The sequence below is a fragment of the Calidifontibacter terrae genome (genome assembly GCF_054778835.1).
The window spans coordinates 201,707-217,296 of record NZ_BAAGZF010000005.1; the positions used below are offsets into that span (position 1 = coordinate 201,707).

Here is a 15,590-nt window from a genome sequence, read left to right on the forward strand (position 1 = left end):
GGCGCCATGAGCAACAACGCTTACGTGGTCCGCGACGCTGCGACGGGCGAGGCGTTGCTGATCGACGCAGCCACCGAATGGCCCGCCCTGCAGCGGGCTCTTGACGACGCAGACGTCTCCGAAGTGGTGGGCATCCTGACCACCCACCGCCACCACGACCACGTCGGGGCCCTCCCCGACGCGGTCAGCGCCACCGGGGCAGCCACGTACGCCGGTGAAGCCGACGCTGACGCGCTGCCGGTGCCGGTGGATCACCGGCTGAACGACGGCGACACCCTGCGCATCGGCGACTTGGTCTGCACCGCCACCCACATCCGCGGCCACACCCCCGGATCCATCGCATTGTCCTTCGTCGACGCGGCAGGCGCCACACACCTGTTCACCGGTGACACACTGTTTCCCGGTGGGGTGGGCGCGACGAACCACTATGATTACCAATCGTTTTCGCAACTAATTGACGATGTCGAAGAGCGGCTGTTCGGCCGTTTCGACGACGCCACGTGGGCCTACCCGGGCCACGGGGATGACACGACACTCGGGGCGGAGCGGCCGTCCCTGACCGACTGGAGGAAACGTGGCTGGTGACCAGGCTGTGCAGGGATTCGTGACGGTCGATTCGACGGTCCTCTGGCGCCGGCCCGACTCGCCCAGGTCGGTGGACGCAGCAATGCTGAGCGATGAGCCGGACCACGCTGCGTGGTTGGCGGCAATGGACGAGCATGACGTCGACGACGCGCTCGGGCGCACAGGCCTCTTGGACCGGATCGAGACCGAGCTCAACCGAGGCGAAGCCGTCGAGATCCATGCCACCGATGGCGACTGGACCCAGGTGACGGCCTCCTGGCAGCCGCACCAGAGTAACGAGCGTGGCTACCCCGGATGGGTGCGCACCGCGCACCTTCAGGTCGGACCGACTAGCGTCCCGCGCCCAGTAGCCGGCCCGCTCGCCGTGACTGCTGAGACCTTCCTGGCCAAGGCTCGGGAGCACCTCGGACTGGGATACCTCTGGGGCGGCAACACTGCCGCTGGCCTCGACTGTTCGGGTTTGGTCCACTACACCGCGCGCGCACTGGGCTATCTGGTGCCGCGCGACGGAGCGGACCAGCAGGAGGCCGGCACCGCTGTTCCGCTGGACGACGTGCGCCCGGGCGACCTCTACTTCTTCGCCCACCCGGGCAACGAACCTCATCACGTCGGCATCGTGATCGAGAAGGGATTGATGCTGCACGCGCCCGAGTCGGGCGCGGCGGTCGTCGAAGAACCTCTCGGTGAGCGCCGTACGGCGACGCTGTGTGGCGCCGCTCGGATCCTCGTCTGAGCGGCCCTACCCGGGTTCCAGCACCCCCCGTCGCGCTGGTTCTTGCGGCCATCGCGTCGGTGCAGTTCGGCGGGGCTCTGGCCGTACGGCTGATCCCGACCGTCGGTCCGACCGGAGCCGTCACCCTGCGGATCGTCTTGTCGGCGATCGCGCTAGTGGCCGTCGTACGCCCCCGGTGGCGAGGTCGCAGCGCCGCCGATTGGCGAGCCGTCACGTCGTACGCCGCGGCCCTGGTGGTGATGAACCTCAGCTTTTACGAGGCGATCGCCCGACTCCCGATGGGTGTGGCCGTCACCATCGAGTTCGTCGGGCCGCTGCTCCTTGCGGCCGCTCTCTCTCGGCGGGCGTGGGACTGGCTTGCGATTGGCGCTGCCGCCATCGGGGTGCTGCTCATCTCCGGCGCCCTGACCCAGCCGTGGTCGACCCTTGACCACGTCGGGATCGCGTTCGCGCTGATCGCCGGCGCCTGTTGGGCGCTCTACATCGTCACCAGCGGACGCACCGGAGCACGATTCGAACAACTCGACGGGCTCGCCATTGCCCTGACGCTGGGCGCCATCGCCTTGCTCCCGCTCGGCATCGCCACCAGTGGTGGTGCGCTGGTGCGCGGTTGGGCGCCGGTGCAGGGGCTCGGCGTCGCGCTGCTGTCGTCGCTGATCCCCTACAGCCTGGAACTGATCGCGCTCCGCCGGATGGCGGCGTCGACGTTCGGGGTGTTGCTCAGTATCGAACCGGCCGTTGCGGCCATTGCCGCACTGGTCGTGCTCGGCCAGACACTCGACGGCCGTCAAGTGGTCGGCATGGCCCTGGTGGTGGCGGCCAGCGCGGTGGTGTTGGGCGCAAGTCGCAGGCATGGCTGAGCGTCGTCTCGCCCCAGTGAAGCCGGAGCCGAGATGTGGGCTCAGCGGACCAGCAGGCCCATGCGCTCGGCGCGCCGCTCGAACCAGATGGTCATGAACGGCGGGATGCTGCTGACCAAGGCGAGCAGCAGTTCCTTGGCCGACCAGCGGTGGTCCTTGGCGGTCCACAGCGAGGTCAGCACATAGCAAATGAACACGAACCCGTGGATCGGGCCGAAGACCTGCACACCCACCTGGGTCGACTGCACAACCCACTTGAAGAACATCCCGATCAGCAAGCCGAGCCAGGACACCGCCTCCGCGAACGCGGCAATTCGAAACACCTTCGCGGACAGCGAAACGGACTGGGACTGGGTGGGGCTCACGACGTCGGACACCGCACCAGGATAAGCGCCCGCCGCGGCGACCCGATCCACGGTTCGGCTCGTGGTCACCCAGCTGATCGCCGCAGCGCTAGCGCGTGCCCTCGGCCATGTGTCGCAGCTCCTTCTTCAGCTCGGAGACCTCGTCTCGCAACCGCGCAGCCAACTCGAAGTGCAGGTCGGTGGCCGCTTGATGCATCTGTTCGGTCAGTTCCTGGATCAGGTTCGCCAGTTCGGAAGCCGGCAACGAACCGGTGCGGGAGGTTCCGGCAACCTCGGAGTCAGCGGCCGCGGCGCCGCGGCCGCCTCGGCCCTTCCCACGCGATTGGGTGCGCCCGCTGCCCAGCAGAGAGTCGGTGTCGGCGTCTTCACGCTGCAGCAGATCGGTGATGTCGGCGATCTTCTTGCGCAGCGGCGTCGGGTCGACGCCGTTCTCCTTGTTGTAGGCAATCTGCTTGTCGCGCCGACGCTGGGTTTCCTCGATGGCTTGCTGCATCGACGGAGTGATCTTGTCGGCGTACATGTGGACCTGACCGGAGACGTTACGAGCCGCACGGCCGATGGTCTGGATCAGTGACCGGGCCGAGCGCAAGAAGCCCTCCTTGTCGGCATCGAGGATGCTGACCAGTGACACCTCCGGAAGGTCGAGGCCTTCGCGCAGCAGGTTGATGCCGACCAGAACGTCGAACTCGCCCATCCGCAACTCACGCAGCAGCTCGACCCGGCGCAGTGTGTCGACCTCGGAGTGCAGATATCGAACCCTGACATCGCGCTCGAGCATGTAGTCGGTGAGGTCCTCGGCCATCTTCTTCGTCAGCGTCGTCACCAGAACGCGCTCGTTCTTCGCAGTGCGTTCGCGGATCTCGTGGAGCAGGTCGTCGATCTGACCCTTCGTCGGCTTGAGCACGATCTCCGGGTCGACCAGGCCGGTCGGCCGGATGACCTGTTCGACATAGCCGTCGGACTTGGCCAACTCGTAGTTGCCTGGCGTCGCCGACAGATAGACGGTCTGGCCGATGCGGCCCAGGAACTCCTCCCACTTGAGTGGGCGGTTGTCCATGGCCGACGGCAGTCGGAAGCCATGGTCGACCAGCATCCGTTTGCGGGACATGTCGCCTTCGTACATCGCCCCGATCTGTGGAACCGTCTGGTGGGACTCATCGATGACCAGCAGGTAGTCCTCCGGGAAGTAGTCCAGCAGGCAGTTCGGCGCAGAACCAGCGGCGCGGCCGTCGATGTGGCGCGAGTAGTTCTCGATGCCCGAGCAGGACCCCACCTGGCGCATCATCTCGATGTCATAGGTGGTGCGCATCCGCAGTCGCTGCGCTTCGAGTAGCTTGCCCTGCTTCTCCAACTGAGCGAGCCGCTGCTCAAGCTCGGCATCGATGCCCTTGATCGCTCGTTCCATCCGCTCCGGGCCGGCGACATAGTGGGTGGCCGGAAAGACATACATCTCTTCTTCCTCGTGAACCACCTCGCCAGTCAACGGGTGCAGCGTGTAGATCCGCTCGATCTCGTCGCCGAAGAACTCGATCCGCAGCGCAAGTTCCTCGTAGACGGGGATGATCTCGACGGTGTCGCCGCGAGCCCGGAAGGTCCCACGGGTGAACGCCAAGTCGTTGCGCGAATACTGCATCTGAACGAACTGGCGCAGCAGGTCGTCACGGTCGCGCCGATCCCCCACCCGCAGGCGGACCATCCGGTCGACATATTCCTGGGGGGTGCCGAGGCCATAGATGCAGGACACCGACGCGACCACGACCACGTCACGACGAGTGAGCAACGAGTTGGTGGCGCTGTGTCGCAGCCGCTCGACCTCGTCGTTGATCGAGGAGTCCTTCTCGATGTAGGTGTCGGTCTGCGGGATGTAAGCCTCTGGCTGGTAGTAGTCGTAGTAGGAGACGAAGTATTCAACGGCGTTGTTGGGCAACAGTTCTCGGAACTCGTTCGCCAGCTGCGCGGCCAGCGTTTTGTTCGGCGCCATGACCAAGGTGGGGCGCTGCACCTGCTCGATCAACCAGGCTGTTGTCGCCGATTTCCCGGTTCCGGTCGCACCCAGCAGGACGACGTCCTGCTCCCCCGCGTTGATGCGACGGGTCAACTCGGCAATAGCGGTTGGCTGGTCGCCGCTCGGGGTGTATTCCGACACCACCTCGAACGGGGCGACGCGGCGCTTCAGGTCTGTGGTCGGGCGCATGCGATAACCGTACGCGGCACCACCGACAACCACTGGCGGGTGACAATAGACCCATGAGCTCAGGCGTCGCGCGACCATGAACCCCGAGGTTTACGCCGCCGGCGCCTACCTGGTGATCGGGCTCGCCCTCTTCATCGGGCTGTTGCTGCCTCGGCTCACCGCGCGGCGAGCCGTGTCGGCGCCGATCGTGCTGCTCGGGATCGGAGTCGTTGCTGGGCTCATCCCGCTGCCGGCCCGACTCTCGCTCGACCCGATGCGTCACGCGGCGATCACCGAGCAAGTCACAACCGTGACCATCATCGTGGCCCTCACCGGTGTCGGGTTGGCGATCGATCGGCCGCTACGCCGCAGCCGCGCGACGTGGCGGCGCTGGTCCTCGACGTGGCGCTTGCTGCTGCTGGGCATGCCCCTGTCGATCGCCGCGATGACCCTGCTCGGCTGGTCACTCGTCGGCCTCGCGCCCGGCGCGGCGTTGGTCCTCGCCGCAGCCCTCGCCCCCACCGACCCGGTTCTGGCCTCCGACGTTCAGGTCGAGGGACCGACCACCGACGTCGCGGACGACCGCCTCGACGAAGACGATGAGATGCGCTTCGCCTTGACCTCCGAGGCCGGACTCAACGACGGCGCCGCCTTCCCGTTCGTCGTCGGCGGGATCACCCTGCTGACCACCGGATTGAGCGTTCACTCGGCCACCCAATGGTTCACCTGGGAGATCATCGGCCGCACCGCGATCGGCGTTGGCGTCGGATGGCTGGTCGGCACCCTGCTGGGCAAGTTCGCCTTCCGCGCCCCGCGGCGATTGCAATTGGCCGAGATCGGCGATCCGTTGCTGATCGTCGCCGCACCGTTCATCGCGTACGGCCTCGGCGAGCTGGCCCAAGGGTGGGCCTTCCTGTCGGTCTTCGTCTGCGCGTTGTGTATGCGGGCCGGCAACCCGACCCACGACTACCACGGCTCGATGCACGACGTGATTGACCGGTTGGAGCATTTGCTCACGCTGGTCGTGCTGCTGCTTCTCGGAGCCGCGCTGAGCGGCGGCCTGCTGCGCAGCCTCACCTGGCAGGGCGCCCTGCTCGGTGTGCTACTGATCCTCGTCGTACGCCCGCTGACCGGCTGGCTCGCACTCTGGACCCCCGGGGGTGCCGACCGTGCGGGCGACGGCGTTCTCGGCCCGCGCGAGCGGCTGGCCACCGCTTTTCTGGGCGTACGCGGCATCGGAACGATCTACTACCTCGCCTACGCCACCACGCACGCGGAAATTGATGACATGGGATTGCTGTGGTCCGTCGCCGCCTTCACCGTCGCGTTGTCGGTGGTGGTGCACGGCGTCGCGGCGACCCCGATCGTCGTACGGCTGGACCGAGCCCGGCGCGTCAGACCGGCCGGCTCAGCGCCCACTGCCGCGCGCGCGGCAGATTGATGTCGAACCAAGGTTCCTTCGCGGCGACGTAGTCCTGCTTGGTCTCGGTGGATCCGCCCGGATGCTGCTGCGCGGCGTCTCGCTTCATCGCTTCGTACGCCGCCCGTTCGGAAGGCTCCGCCCGCAGCCAATCCCGGAACTGCAATGCGATCTGCGCGCCAGGCCCCCCGGCTTGGCGGATGTGCAGATGGACGACCTGTTCAGGATCGGCGCCGTTCGCATAGAACTTGCGCCACTCCTGCGGGTCCGGCGCCCACGGCTTCGGCTCGTCGGCATTGGCGCGCAGCTCGACGATGCCAGCCGCCCGCAATGCCGCGCGGAAGGAATCCTGCTGTGCCACTGCGAGTTCCGGAACCTGGAGCTGCAGATCGAGCACGTCCTTGGCGGCTAGGCCGGGCACAGCCGTCGAACCGATGTGGTCGACCGGCATCGGATCGAAACCAGCCGCGGCGAGCTGCCACCGGATCCGGGCGGTCAAGCGCTGCGCGCGGTGCTGCCACCGCGGGTCGGAGGGCACGAGCCGTACGCCGTCGGGCCGGCGCACTCCGCGATCGGCGGCGAGGTTGCTCGCGTACGGCGTGATCCGCTCCGCCCACAGCCGGTCGACCGCTTCGTCGAGGTTTTCGCGGGCCCCGCTGTTGTCCACCAGCACATCCGCCGCCGCGCGGCGCTGCTCATCGCTCGCCTGGGCCGCGATCCGCGACCGAGCATCGGCATCCGACATCCCGCGCAGCTCGACCAAGCGGCGTACGCGCAGTTCCTCGGGGACGTCGACGATCACCATCAGGTGATACCCGTCGGTCTGACCGGTCTCGACCAGCAGCGGCATGTCGTGAACGACCACTGCCTCCGCGTCTGCGGCTGCAAAGCGAGCGGCGGTCTCGGCGGCTATCAACGGGTGAGTGATCGCCTCGAGGGCGCGGCGCCGATCGGCGTCGGCGAACACGATCGCGCCGAGGGCGGGCCGGTTGAGCGAGCCGTCTGCGCTGATCACCGCGTCGCCGAACTCCTGCCGAATCTGCGCCAGCCCGGGGGTGTTGGGCTCCACGACCGCGCGCGCGATGAGGTCGGCGTCAATGACCTCGGCGCCAAGCTGCGCCAGTCGCGCCGACACCGTGGACTTGCCCGATCCGATTCCTCCGGTGAGCCCGATACGCATCATGGCGCCGAATGTACCCGCGCCACCGAGCCGACCAGAATGACCGGGTGACCACCCCCGTCGCCATTCGCCTGCCGGTCCGGCTGCCCTTCGCCGCCGCCGCGCTCTCGGCCGCTCTCTGCGCCCACGCTGTGCCCGGGCTGGAAACCGCCGACGGCACACGACACTGCCGCGCCGTCTCGGCACCGGGAGGTCCGGCCCTCGTCGTGTTCGACCTGGGTCAAGTCACGCCCACCGGTGCCGGCGCAGCGGAGCTCACCGCCACCTTTCACCTCACCGACCCCCGCGATCGCGACCACGTGACCGCGGCCGTACGGCGGTGGCTCGACCTGGATCACGACCCGGCCGTCGTTGACGACGCCCTCGCCGCGGACCCGACCATCGGACCATTGGTTGCTCGCCGACCGGGCCTGCGGGTGGCGGGCGCGGTCGACGCCGCGGAGTGCGCACTCTTCACGGTGATCGGCCAACAGGTATCGCTCGTGGCGGCCCGCACCATCCAAGCCCGACTCGTCGCGACGTACGGAACCTCGGTAGCCCTTCCCGGTGGGCCCTGGACTGCGATGCCCACTGTCGAAAGCCTGGCGGCTGTGGATGTCGACGAACTCCGAACCTCGTTGCGGCTCACCGGAGCCCGCGCTCGTACGCTGCATGGCCTAGCCGAGGCTTTGGCCGGCGGGCTGCCCTTGGACCCGACCGATTTCGCATCCACGCGCGCCGCGCTGCTAGCGCTGCCAGGCATCGGACCGTGGACCGCTGGCTACGTCGCCCTGCGCGCGCTGGGCGACAGGGACGCGTTCACCGCCGGCGATGCGGTGCTGCGCCGCGCACTGCAAGGGGTCGGGCCCCGCGAGGCCGAACGGATCTCCCAGCCGTGGCGACCGTGGCGCAGTTATGCGCTGACGCACCTATGGACCGAAGAGTCCTACTCGCGGGTCACATTGCCTACTCTGGAGTCATGAGCACCACCCAGCTGCACCAACAAGCCCTGGATCAGTCGAAAGCAGTCGTCCGCTGGGGCGCTGGCCACGCGTTGCCTCGTCTGGTCCTGCGCGCGGGCCGGTCTCGGGAGGACATCCAGACCACGCTGATCCGGGCGACCGCCGAGCAGGACAACGCCACCTTGTTCCGGCTCTACGACGAGTTGCATGCCGGGAAACCCTTCGTGAAGGGACGCTTCACTTACCTCGCGGGCGACCACGCGACGGTGCGAGATGTGTTGAGCAGTAACGATGTTCGCGTCGGTCAGCCAGACATCGGCGGCCCGGTCGCGAAGTTGCTGCAATGGTCCGACACCCCGTTGTTGCACCCCTTGCGACCGCCGTCGTTGTTGGCGGTCGATGGCCCGCAACACGCGCGCTATCGCAAAATGGTCACCCGCGTCTTCACCGCGCGGGCCGTCGAGGCGCTGCGCGGCACCGTCGAGAAACGGGCCCGTCAGTTGCTGGACGACCTGGTCGCCACCCACGGCGCCGATGCGACCGTCGACCTGGCCCAGACCTACTGCGCCGATCTCCCGGTGGTGATCATCAGTGAGATCCTGGGCGTGCCCGACGCCGATCATGCGCGGGTGCTCGCGATGGGAACGGCCGCCGCACCCAGCCTGGACTTCGGACTCCCCTGGCGTTCGTTCCGTTCGGTCGAACGCAGCTTGCTCGACTTCGACGCCTGGTTGAGCACCCACCTGGAGAAACTGCGCCGCGAGCCCGGCGACGACCTGCTGAGCCAACTCGTCCAGCAGCGCGACGAGAAGGGCGGGCTCGACGAGTGGGAGCTGAAATCGACCGCTGGGTTGGTGCTGGCCGCCGGCTTCGAGACGACGGTGAACCTGCTGGGCAACGCCATCGCTTTGCTCGCCGATCACCCGGACCAGCTGGCTGCGGTGACCCGCGACCCGAGTCTGTGGGGCAATGTCGTGGAGGAAACCCTGCGCTTCGACCCACCGGTTCTGCTCACTGGCCGGGTTGCGTTGCGCGACACCGAGATCAACGGCGGACACCTGCCGGCCGGCGCCATGGCGGTCGTGGTCCTCGGCGCTGCGGGCCGCGATCCGCGCGTCTTCGACAACCCCGGAGTCTTTGACGTACGCCGGGAGAACGCCCGCGACCACATCGCCTTCTCCGGTGGCCGGCACTACTGTCTGGGCGCCGCCCTCGCCCGTTTGGAGGGCGAGGTCGGGCTACGAGTGCTCTTCGAGCGCTTCCCCCAGTTGCGCCTGACCGGCCAGCGGGAACGCCGCCCCACCCGCATCCTGCGCGGGTTCGAACACCTTCCGGCCGTCCTGGGCTGATGGCCGCGCCGTAACCTGGCCGCATGACGCGACGCATCGTGATCACCGGTGGCGGCACCGGGATCGGCAAGGCCATCGCCCACCGCTTGCTCGCCGAGGTCCCCGACCTCGTGCTTGTCGGCCGACGCCCGGGACCGTTGGAGGAGACCGCGGCAAATCTGCGTGCGGCCGAACCGCGAGCCCGGGTCGCCACCCGCGCTTGCGACCTGACCAATCCCGATCAGGTGCAGGCGTTGGCCGCCGAACTGAGCCAAGGTGCGCCGATCGACGTGCTGGTCGCCAACGCAGGTGGCAACTACGGTCTGGGCGCCACCAGCCTGGTCGACATCGCGGCCGCCTGGCGGGCTGACTTCGACGGGAACGTCTTGTCGGCGGTGCTGATCACACACGCGCTGCAAGACCATTTCACCCGACCTGGTGGACGCATTATCGCCATGTCATCGATCGCGGCCCTCCGGGGCAGTGGTGCGTACGGCGCCGCGAAGGCGGCCGTGAACGCGTGGGTTCTCAGCCTGGCGACGCAGCTTGCTCCGGAGGGAATCACGGTCAATGCGGTCGCCCCTGGATTCGTGCCCGACACCGACTTCTGGAAGCAGCGCATCGCGGACAACCCCGACATCCTCGCCAATCGCGTCGCGCCCATCCCCATGGGTCGCCCCGGCACCCCGATCGAGATCGCCGACGCGGTCGGCTATCTCGCCGGCCCCGACGCGGGCTGGACGACCGGCCAGATTCTGCAGGTCAACGGCGGCACCCTGCTCGGCCGCGGCTGATACAGGCGCAACTGCTGGCAGCCCGCCGGGACCGACAGCCCGAGGCAACCAACGCGAAGGCCCCGCTCACCCAACGGGTGAGCGGGGCCTTCAGCTGAGGTCAGTCAGCTCAGTTGCCGGTGAGCTTCTCGCGCAGAGCGGCCAGAGCCTCGTCCGACGCGAGGGTGCCCTCGGCCGGCGCGGAGTTGTCGCTGCTGCTGCTGCTACCGCCGCCGTTGCTGCTGCCGCTACCCGAGGAGTAGGTGGTCGGCGCGGTCGCTGCGGTGGCAACAGCCTCCGCGTCGGCCTTGCGGGCGGACTCGATCTGAGCCTGGTGCGCCTCGAAGCGAGCGTGCGCCTCGGCGTACTGGTGCTCCCACTTCTCGCGCTGGTCCTCGAAGCCCTCGAGCCACTCGTTGGTCTCCGGGTCGAAGCCCTCGGGGTACTTGTAGTTCCCCTGGTCGTCGTACTCGGCGGCCATGCCGTAGAGGGTCGGGTCGAAGTCGGCAACGCCCGAACCGTCCTCGTTGGCCTGCTTGAGGCTCAGCGAGATGCGGCGACGTTCGAGGTCGACGTCGATGACCTTGACGAACAGCTCGGTTCCGACGGTGACGACCTGCTCCGGCAACTCCACGTGGCGCTCGGCCAACTCGGAGATGTGGACCAGACCCTCGATGCCGTCTTCGACGCGCACGAACGCACCGAACGGAACGAGCTTGGTGACCTTACCCGGCACGACCTGGCCGATCGCGTGGGTGCGGGCGAAGTGCTGCCACGGGTCTTCCTGGGTCGCCTTGAGCGACAGGGAGACGCGCTCGCGGTCCATGTCGACGTCGAGAACCTCGACGGTGACTTCCTGGCCGACCTCGACAACCTCGGACGGGTGGTCGATGTGCTTCCAGGAAAGCTCGGACACGTGGACCAAACCGTCGACGCCACCAAGGTCGACGAATGCACCGAAGTTGACGATCGAGGAGACGACACCGGAGCGAACCTGGCCGCGCTGCAGTTCCTTGAGGAACGTGGTGCGAACCTCGGACTGGGTCTGCTCCAACCAGGCGCGACGCGACAGGACCACGTTGTTGCGGTTCTTGTCGAGCTCGATGATCTTCGCCTCGACCTCCTTGCCCACGTAGGGCTGCAGGTCGCGAACACGACGCATCTCGACCAGCGATGCGGGCAGGAAGCCGCGCAGGCCGATGTCGAGGATGAGGCCGCCCTTGACGACCTCGATGACGGTGCCGGTGACGACGCCGTCCTCTTCCTTGATCTTCTCGATCGTGCCCCAGGCGCGTTCGTACTGAGCGCGCTTCTTGGACAGGATCAGGCGACCTTCTTTGTCCTCCTTCTGGAGAACCAGGGCCTCGACCTCATCGCCCACGGAAACGACCTCGGTCGGGTCGACATCGTGCTTGATGGAGAGTTCGCGGGAGGGGATGACACCCTCGGTCTTGTAACCGATGTCGAGGAGAACCTCGTCGCGGTCGACCTTGACAATGACACCTTCGACGATGTCACCGTCATTGAAGTGCTTGATCGTCGCATCGATTGCGGCGAGCAGCTCTTCCTCAGAGCCGATGTCGTTGACAGCGATCTGAGAAGCGGTAGTGGCAGTCATGTAGTAGGAAACCTTTGGTGGACGGTTGTGAACGGACAATGGACGATGTACGGAAGAAGTGATCAGCCGTACGACGGACGCACGCGAGTGCGCTCGTCCACCCTACCTGCTGTGCAACAAGGGAGCAAAAGTGGTTGAGAACACACCGGACAGCTCGGGACGGGCCGGAGAGACGGTCGACGACACCGAGGGCGGGCGGGCGCAACGGGCCTATTGGGACGGCGAGGCCGACGACTATTACGCCGAGCATGGCGCGTTTTTGCGCGACGACCAACTGGTGTGGGGACCCGAGGGTGTCAGCGAGGACGACCTGGGTCTGCTGGGTGATGTCATCGGCCGCGACGTCCTGGAGTTCGGCGCCGGCGCGGCGCAGGGTTCGCGTTGGGTGGCTGGCCGCGGCGGGCGAGTTGTCGCCTCCGACATCTCGCTCGGCATGCTGCGCGTTGGCGCTCGCCTCGACCGTGACACCGGCTCCGCCATCGCGGCGGTGCAGGCCGACGCCCTGAGTCTCCCGTTCGCCGACGCTGCCTTCGACATTGCGTTCTCGGCCTACGGCGCAGTGCCCTTCATCGCCGACGCAACCGGCCTGATGCGTGAGCTCGCGCGGGTGCTGCGCCCGGGTGGACGACTGGTCTTCTCGACCACCCACCCGATTCGGTGGAGCTTCCCCGACGTCCCCGGTCAGAACGGCCTGGTCGCCGAGCACTCGTACTTCGACCGGTCGCCCTACGTTGAGCGCACCGGCGGTGTCGTGACCTATGTGGAACACCACCGCACGCTCGGCGATCGGATCCGCGACCTGGTCACCGCCGGATTCAGCGTGGTCGACATCGTCGAGCCCGAGTGGCCGGTGTGGAACGAGGAGACCTGGGGCGGATGGAGCCCCTTGCGGGGCACCAGAATCCCGGGCACCGCGATCTTCGTGGCGCGGCGCAACTGACTGCGCCCGACCGAAGCAAGCCGTGGGTTGCTGAGTTGCTCAGTGCACCTTCGGCTGGTGGCCGGCGGCGATGATTTCCTCGGTGTCGGCCGCGGTGAGCGGCGGGGTCTCGCGCGCGTGATCCCGGAACCACTCGATCGTCTGGCGCAGCGCGTCTTCGATCGGGACGATCGGCGCCCAACCCAGTTCCTCGCGGGCGAGGGTGGCGTCGGGCTGCCGGACCGTCGGATCGTCGACCGGTCGCTCGATGTGAACCAGCGGCGACGTCGAGCCGACCAGATCGATAATCCACTGCGCCAGGTCGAGCATCGAGATTTCGTGCGGGTTGCCGATGTTGATCGGACCGCTGTGGTCGGACTCCCCCATCGCCAGGATGCCCGCAACGAGGTCGTCGACGTAACAGATCGACCGGGTCTGCGAACCGTCACCGGCGACCGTCACCGGTTCACCGGCCAGGGCCTGGCGGATGAAGTTGGGAATCGCCCGACCATCGTTCGGACGCATCCGCGGCCCGAACGTGTTGAAGATGCGCACGATGCCGGTGTCGACGCCGTACGACTGCCGGTAAGCCAGCGTCAGCGCCTCACCGAAGCGCTTCGCCTCGTCGTAGACCCCGCGCGGGCCGACCGGGTTCACGTGACCCCAGTAGGTCTCCGGCTGCGGGTGGACCTGCGGGTCGCCGTAAACCTCGGAGGTCGAGGCGATCACGAACCGAGCCGACTTGCTGCGGGCGAGTTCCAGGGCATTCAGGGTGCCTTGGGAACCGACGCGCAACGTCTCGACCGGCATGCGCAGGTAGTCGACCGGTGATGCCGGGCTCGCGAAGTGCAGGACGAGGTCTACTCGGCCCTCGACCTGGACACCTTCGGTGACATCGGTCTCGACCAAGGTGAAGCGCCCGCTGTCGTGCAGGTGGGCGACATTGGTCGGGGACCCAGTGCAGAAGTTGTCCAGCGCAACGACCGTGTGGCCGCGACCGATCAACGTCTCGCACAAGTGGGAGCCGAGGAATCCGGCACCACCGGTGACGACTACCCGCATCAACTCAGGATTCCTGGTGGCGTGCGCGGGCTTCCGAGCTGGACCGCCCGCTCAGCAACAGCATGATCAGGCCGATGAGGACCAGGATCACGCCCAGCGGCAGCAACACCCAGGGCGCCACCTTGAGCGCGCCGAGCTGCTGCGCCTTGCTGGAGTATTCGTCGACGTTCTTCTTGATCGTCGCGTCGTCCATGACCGAAACCGTGTTCATGACCGTCAGCGGGTCATGGTTGGGAATCTTCACGGTCTGCACCTGGTGCTGCTGGATCTTCATGAACACACCCGTCACCGGGTCTGCCCAGATCGTGATGTCGTTCTTGTACGTGCGATCCGCGTTCTGCGCCGGGCTGTCCTTGGCCAGACCGAACAGGAAACCGGGGATCTCCATCTTGGTGAAGACGGTCTCCGGGACGGCGACGGTGTATTTGTACGTCTGCATCCCGCGCACCTTTTCGGTTCCCTGGTAGGCCAGGTCGACCGGCTTGCCGAGCGTGGTGTCGAAGTAGGGATAGGACTTGCCCTTGGTCAGACCGAAGGGCAGCTTGATGGTGTAGGCACCCTGATAGTCCGTCGGGTTCCCGTCCAGCTCCGCACCCTGCCACGACACGGCCTTGCCGGTCGAGCGGTCGAGCGCATAGCGCTCGGTCGTCGCCGAGATCGGCGGGGCGGCGGTCTTGCCGTCAGGCCCGGGGTTGTCGGTGTACTGCCACTGGCTGATCACGATCTTGTTGCCACCGAGCTGCTTGGAGGCCTTCTGGTCGGCGACGACAGTCGCGACAGTGGTGATCTTGCCCTGGACGAACTTCAGCGACGTGGCGTCGAGGAACTTAGCGTTGTTGTCGACAAGTGTCTGACTGGTGTTCTGGTCCTTCGGAATAACCGCGAGTCGCGGGTATGCGTAGAACTTCAGCAACAGCGCGAGCGTAATAAAGAACGCGCCGAAACCGATCACGATGGCGGATTTCCGCACAGTGGCCTCCCGTAAGGTCGAGCAAGGTCTACCGGAGAGTAGCAGCTTCCCTGCGACCTGCGTCACATGCAGCAGCAGTCGATATTGCGGCGCGTCACCAGTCGAGCGCGGCCGGCCACCGACCGCTGGGAACCTTCAGGACCGCGCAGCCAAGCCGCAGCGCGGGGAGCAAGTCACTGTCGTTGTCGCCGACCATCACCGTACGACGGACATCGGCCCACGGTGCTCGTCGCAGAACTCGACGGAACAGTCCATCCGCCGGTTTTCGGCAATCGCAGGATCCAGTCAGGTGGGGACAGACGGCGAACCCATCGACCCAGGCACCGTGGTCGGCGAGCAGGTCGACCAACCGGCGGTGGACGAGGGCCAAGTCCTCGATCGACATCCGCCCCTTCCCGACCCCCTGTTGGTTGGTGACCACGACCACCGGGCTGCCAGTGCGGTTGATGGCAGCCAGCCGAGGTCCGACACCCGCGATGAGTTCCAGGTCAGCGGGCCGCTCGACGTAGCCGGGTCGGTGCACGTTGAGCGTGCCGTCGCGATCCAGCAGAACCAGGTCCCACCGTGCGCGGTGGGACCTGGTACTGCGGCGCAGCGGCGTCTCCAGCAATCCACCGAGCTCGGCGTCAGAAAGTTTCAACGCTCCTGCGCCGGTCATGGGGA

General features: G+C 67.0%; 15 protein-coding genes. 8 read left to right on the top strand and 7 right to left on the bottom strand.

Annotated features, from left to right (window positions below; genetic code table 11):
• Positions 1-6 precede the first annotated feature (6 nt).
• Genes ACYU98_RS07925 through ACYU98_RS07935 form a run of 3 tightly spaced genes read left to right on the top strand, consistent with a single transcriptional unit; the run spans position 7 to position 2,178 of the window.
• Positions 7-585 carry an MBL fold metallo-hydrolase gene (locus ACYU98_RS07925; RefSeq protein ID WP_460467665.1) on the top strand — a complete coding sequence of 193 codons (579 nt, stop codon included), beginning with the start codon at positions 7-9 and terminating at the stop codon, positions 583-585.
• On the top strand, positions 575-1,318 hold the full coding sequence (locus ACYU98_RS07930; protein ID WP_460467666.1) for a C40 family peptidase: 744 nt from the start codon (positions 575-577) through the stop codon (positions 1,316-1,318). The genes ACYU98_RS07925 and ACYU98_RS07930 overlap by 11 nt, the downstream gene beginning before the upstream one ends.
• Positions 1,319-1,377: 59 nt before the next feature.
• Positions 1,378-2,178, top strand: a complete 801-nt coding sequence (locus ACYU98_RS07935) for an EamA family transporter (protein WP_460467667.1) — start codon at positions 1,378-1,380, stop codon at positions 2,176-2,178.
• Positions 2,179-2,219: 41 nt separating this feature from the next.
• Here ACYU98_RS07935 and ACYU98_RS07940 read toward each other — a convergent pair whose 3' ends face one another.
• Both ACYU98_RS07940 and uvrB read right to left on the bottom strand, forming a co-directional pair.
• Entirely contained in the window at positions 2,220-2,555 is a 336-nt protein-coding gene (locus ACYU98_RS07940) for a DUF3817 domain-containing protein (protein ID WP_460467668.1), read from the bottom strand.
• A 76-nt stretch (positions 2,556-2,631) separates the two neighbouring features.
• The gene (gene uvrB, locus ACYU98_RS07945; RefSeq protein WP_460467669.1) at positions 2,632-4,737 is read right to left on the bottom strand and encodes an excinuclease ABC subunit UvrB; all 2,106 of its coding nucleotides are present in this window, start codon (positions 4,735-4,737) and stop codon (positions 2,632-2,634) included.
• Positions 4,738-4,813: 76 nt separating this feature from the next.
• On the opposite strand from uvrB, the gene ACYU98_RS07950 reads away from it, so the two are divergent.
• Positions 4,814-6,157, top strand: a complete 1,344-nt coding sequence (locus tag ACYU98_RS07950) for a cation:proton antiporter (RefSeq protein ID WP_460467670.1) — start codon at positions 4,814-4,816, stop codon at positions 6,155-6,157.
• On the opposite strand, the gene coaE is transcribed toward ACYU98_RS07950, so the two are convergent.
• Entirely contained in the window at positions 6,111-7,319 is a 1,209-nt protein-coding gene (gene coaE / locus ACYU98_RS07955) for a dephospho-CoA kinase (RefSeq protein WP_460467671.1), read from the bottom strand. The genes ACYU98_RS07950 and coaE overlap by 47 nt on opposite strands.
• A 44-nt stretch (positions 7,320-7,363) precedes the next feature.
• Between coaE and ACYU98_RS07960 the strand changes: the two genes are divergently transcribed.
• Genes ACYU98_RS07960 through ACYU98_RS07970 form a run of 3 tightly spaced genes read left to right on the top strand, consistent with a single transcriptional unit; the run spans position 7,364 to position 10,379 of the window.
• Complete coding sequence (locus tag ACYU98_RS07960) at positions 7,364-8,278, top strand: DNA-3-methyladenine glycosylase 2 (RefSeq protein ID WP_460467672.1); 915 nt, start codon at positions 7,364-7,366, stop codon at positions 8,276-8,278.
• On the top strand, positions 8,275-9,606 hold the full coding sequence (locus ACYU98_RS07965; protein WP_460467673.1) for a cytochrome P450: 1,332 nt from the start codon (positions 8,275-8,277) through the stop codon (positions 9,604-9,606). Before ACYU98_RS07960 ends, ACYU98_RS07965 begins: the two co-directional genes overlap by 4 nt.
• 23 nt (positions 9,607-9,629) lie before the next feature.
• On the top strand, positions 9,630-10,379 hold the full coding sequence (locus ACYU98_RS07970) for an SDR family NAD(P)-dependent oxidoreductase (protein WP_460467674.1): 750 nt from the start codon (positions 9,630-9,632) through the stop codon (positions 10,377-10,379).
• Positions 10,380-10,488: 109 nt separating this feature from the next.
• Here ACYU98_RS07970 and rpsA read toward each other — a convergent pair whose 3' ends face one another.
• Positions 10,489-11,976, bottom strand: coding sequence for a 30S ribosomal protein S1 (rpsA, locus tag ACYU98_RS07975; RefSeq protein WP_460467675.1), 1,488 nt, complete (start codon positions 11,974-11,976; stop codon positions 10,489-10,491).
• Between the two features lie 130 nt (positions 11,977-12,106).
• Here rpsA and ACYU98_RS07980 point away from each other — a divergent pair, with 130 nt between their 5' ends.
• Positions 12,107-12,916 carry a class I SAM-dependent methyltransferase gene (locus tag ACYU98_RS07980; RefSeq protein ID WP_460467676.1) on the top strand — a complete coding sequence of 270 codons (810 nt, stop codon included), beginning with the start codon at positions 12,107-12,109 and terminating at the stop codon, positions 12,914-12,916.
• Positions 12,917-12,955: 39 nt separating this feature from the next.
• On the opposite strand, the gene ACYU98_RS07985 is transcribed toward ACYU98_RS07980, so the two are convergent.
• From ACYU98_RS07985 to ACYU98_RS07995, 3 genes are all read right to left on the bottom strand, one after another.
• A complete protein-coding gene (locus tag ACYU98_RS07985) occupies positions 12,956-13,957 on the bottom strand; it encodes a UDP-glucuronic acid decarboxylase family protein (RefSeq protein ID WP_460467677.1) in 1,002 nt (333 codons plus the stop codon).
• Between the two features lie 4 nt (positions 13,958-13,961).
• Positions 13,962-14,927, bottom strand: coding sequence for a PorA family protein (locus tag ACYU98_RS07990; protein WP_460467678.1), 966 nt, complete (start codon positions 14,925-14,927; stop codon positions 13,962-13,964).
• A 94-nt stretch (positions 14,928-15,021) separates the two neighbouring features.
• A complete protein-coding gene (locus ACYU98_RS07995) occupies positions 15,022-15,585 on the bottom strand; it encodes a D-glycero-alpha-D-manno-heptose-1,7-bisphosphate 7-phosphatase (RefSeq protein WP_460467679.1) in 564 nt (187 codons plus the stop codon).
• Positions 15,586-15,590: the final 5 nt, after the last annotated feature.

Coding starts and splice junctions, on each gene's coding strand:
- coaE (WP_460467671.1), bottom strand. CDS start 7,319: ATGATGCGTATCGGGCTCACCGGAGGAATCGGATCGGGCAAGTCCACG.
- ACYU98_RS07965 (WP_460467673.1), top strand. CDS start 8,275: ATGAGCACCACCCAGCTGCACCAACAAGCCCTGGATCAGTCGAAAGCA.
- uvrB (WP_460467669.1), bottom strand. CDS start 4,737: ATGCGCCCGACCACAGACCTGAAGCGCCGCGTCGCCCCGTTCGAGGTG.
- rpsA (WP_460467675.1), bottom strand. CDS start 11,976: ATGACTGCCACTACCGCTTCTCAGATCGCTGTCAACGACATCGGCTCT.
- ACYU98_RS07985 (WP_460467677.1), bottom strand. CDS start 13,957: ATGCGGGTAGTCGTCACCGGTGGTGCCGGATTCCTCGGCTCCCACTTG.
- ACYU98_RS07925 (WP_460467665.1), top strand. CDS start 7: ATGAGCAACAACGCTTACGTGGTCCGCGACGCTGCGACGGGCGAGGCG.
- ACYU98_RS07970 (WP_460467674.1), top strand. CDS start 9,630: ATGACGCGACGCATCGTGATCACCGGTGGCGGCACCGGGATCGGCAAG.
- ACYU98_RS07950 (WP_460467670.1), top strand. CDS start 4,814: ATGAACCCCGAGGTTTACGCCGCCGGCGCCTACCTGGTGATCGGGCTC.
- ACYU98_RS07995 (WP_460467679.1), bottom strand. CDS start 15,585: ATGACCGGCGCAGGAGCGTTGAAACTTTCTGACGCCGAGCTCGGTGGA.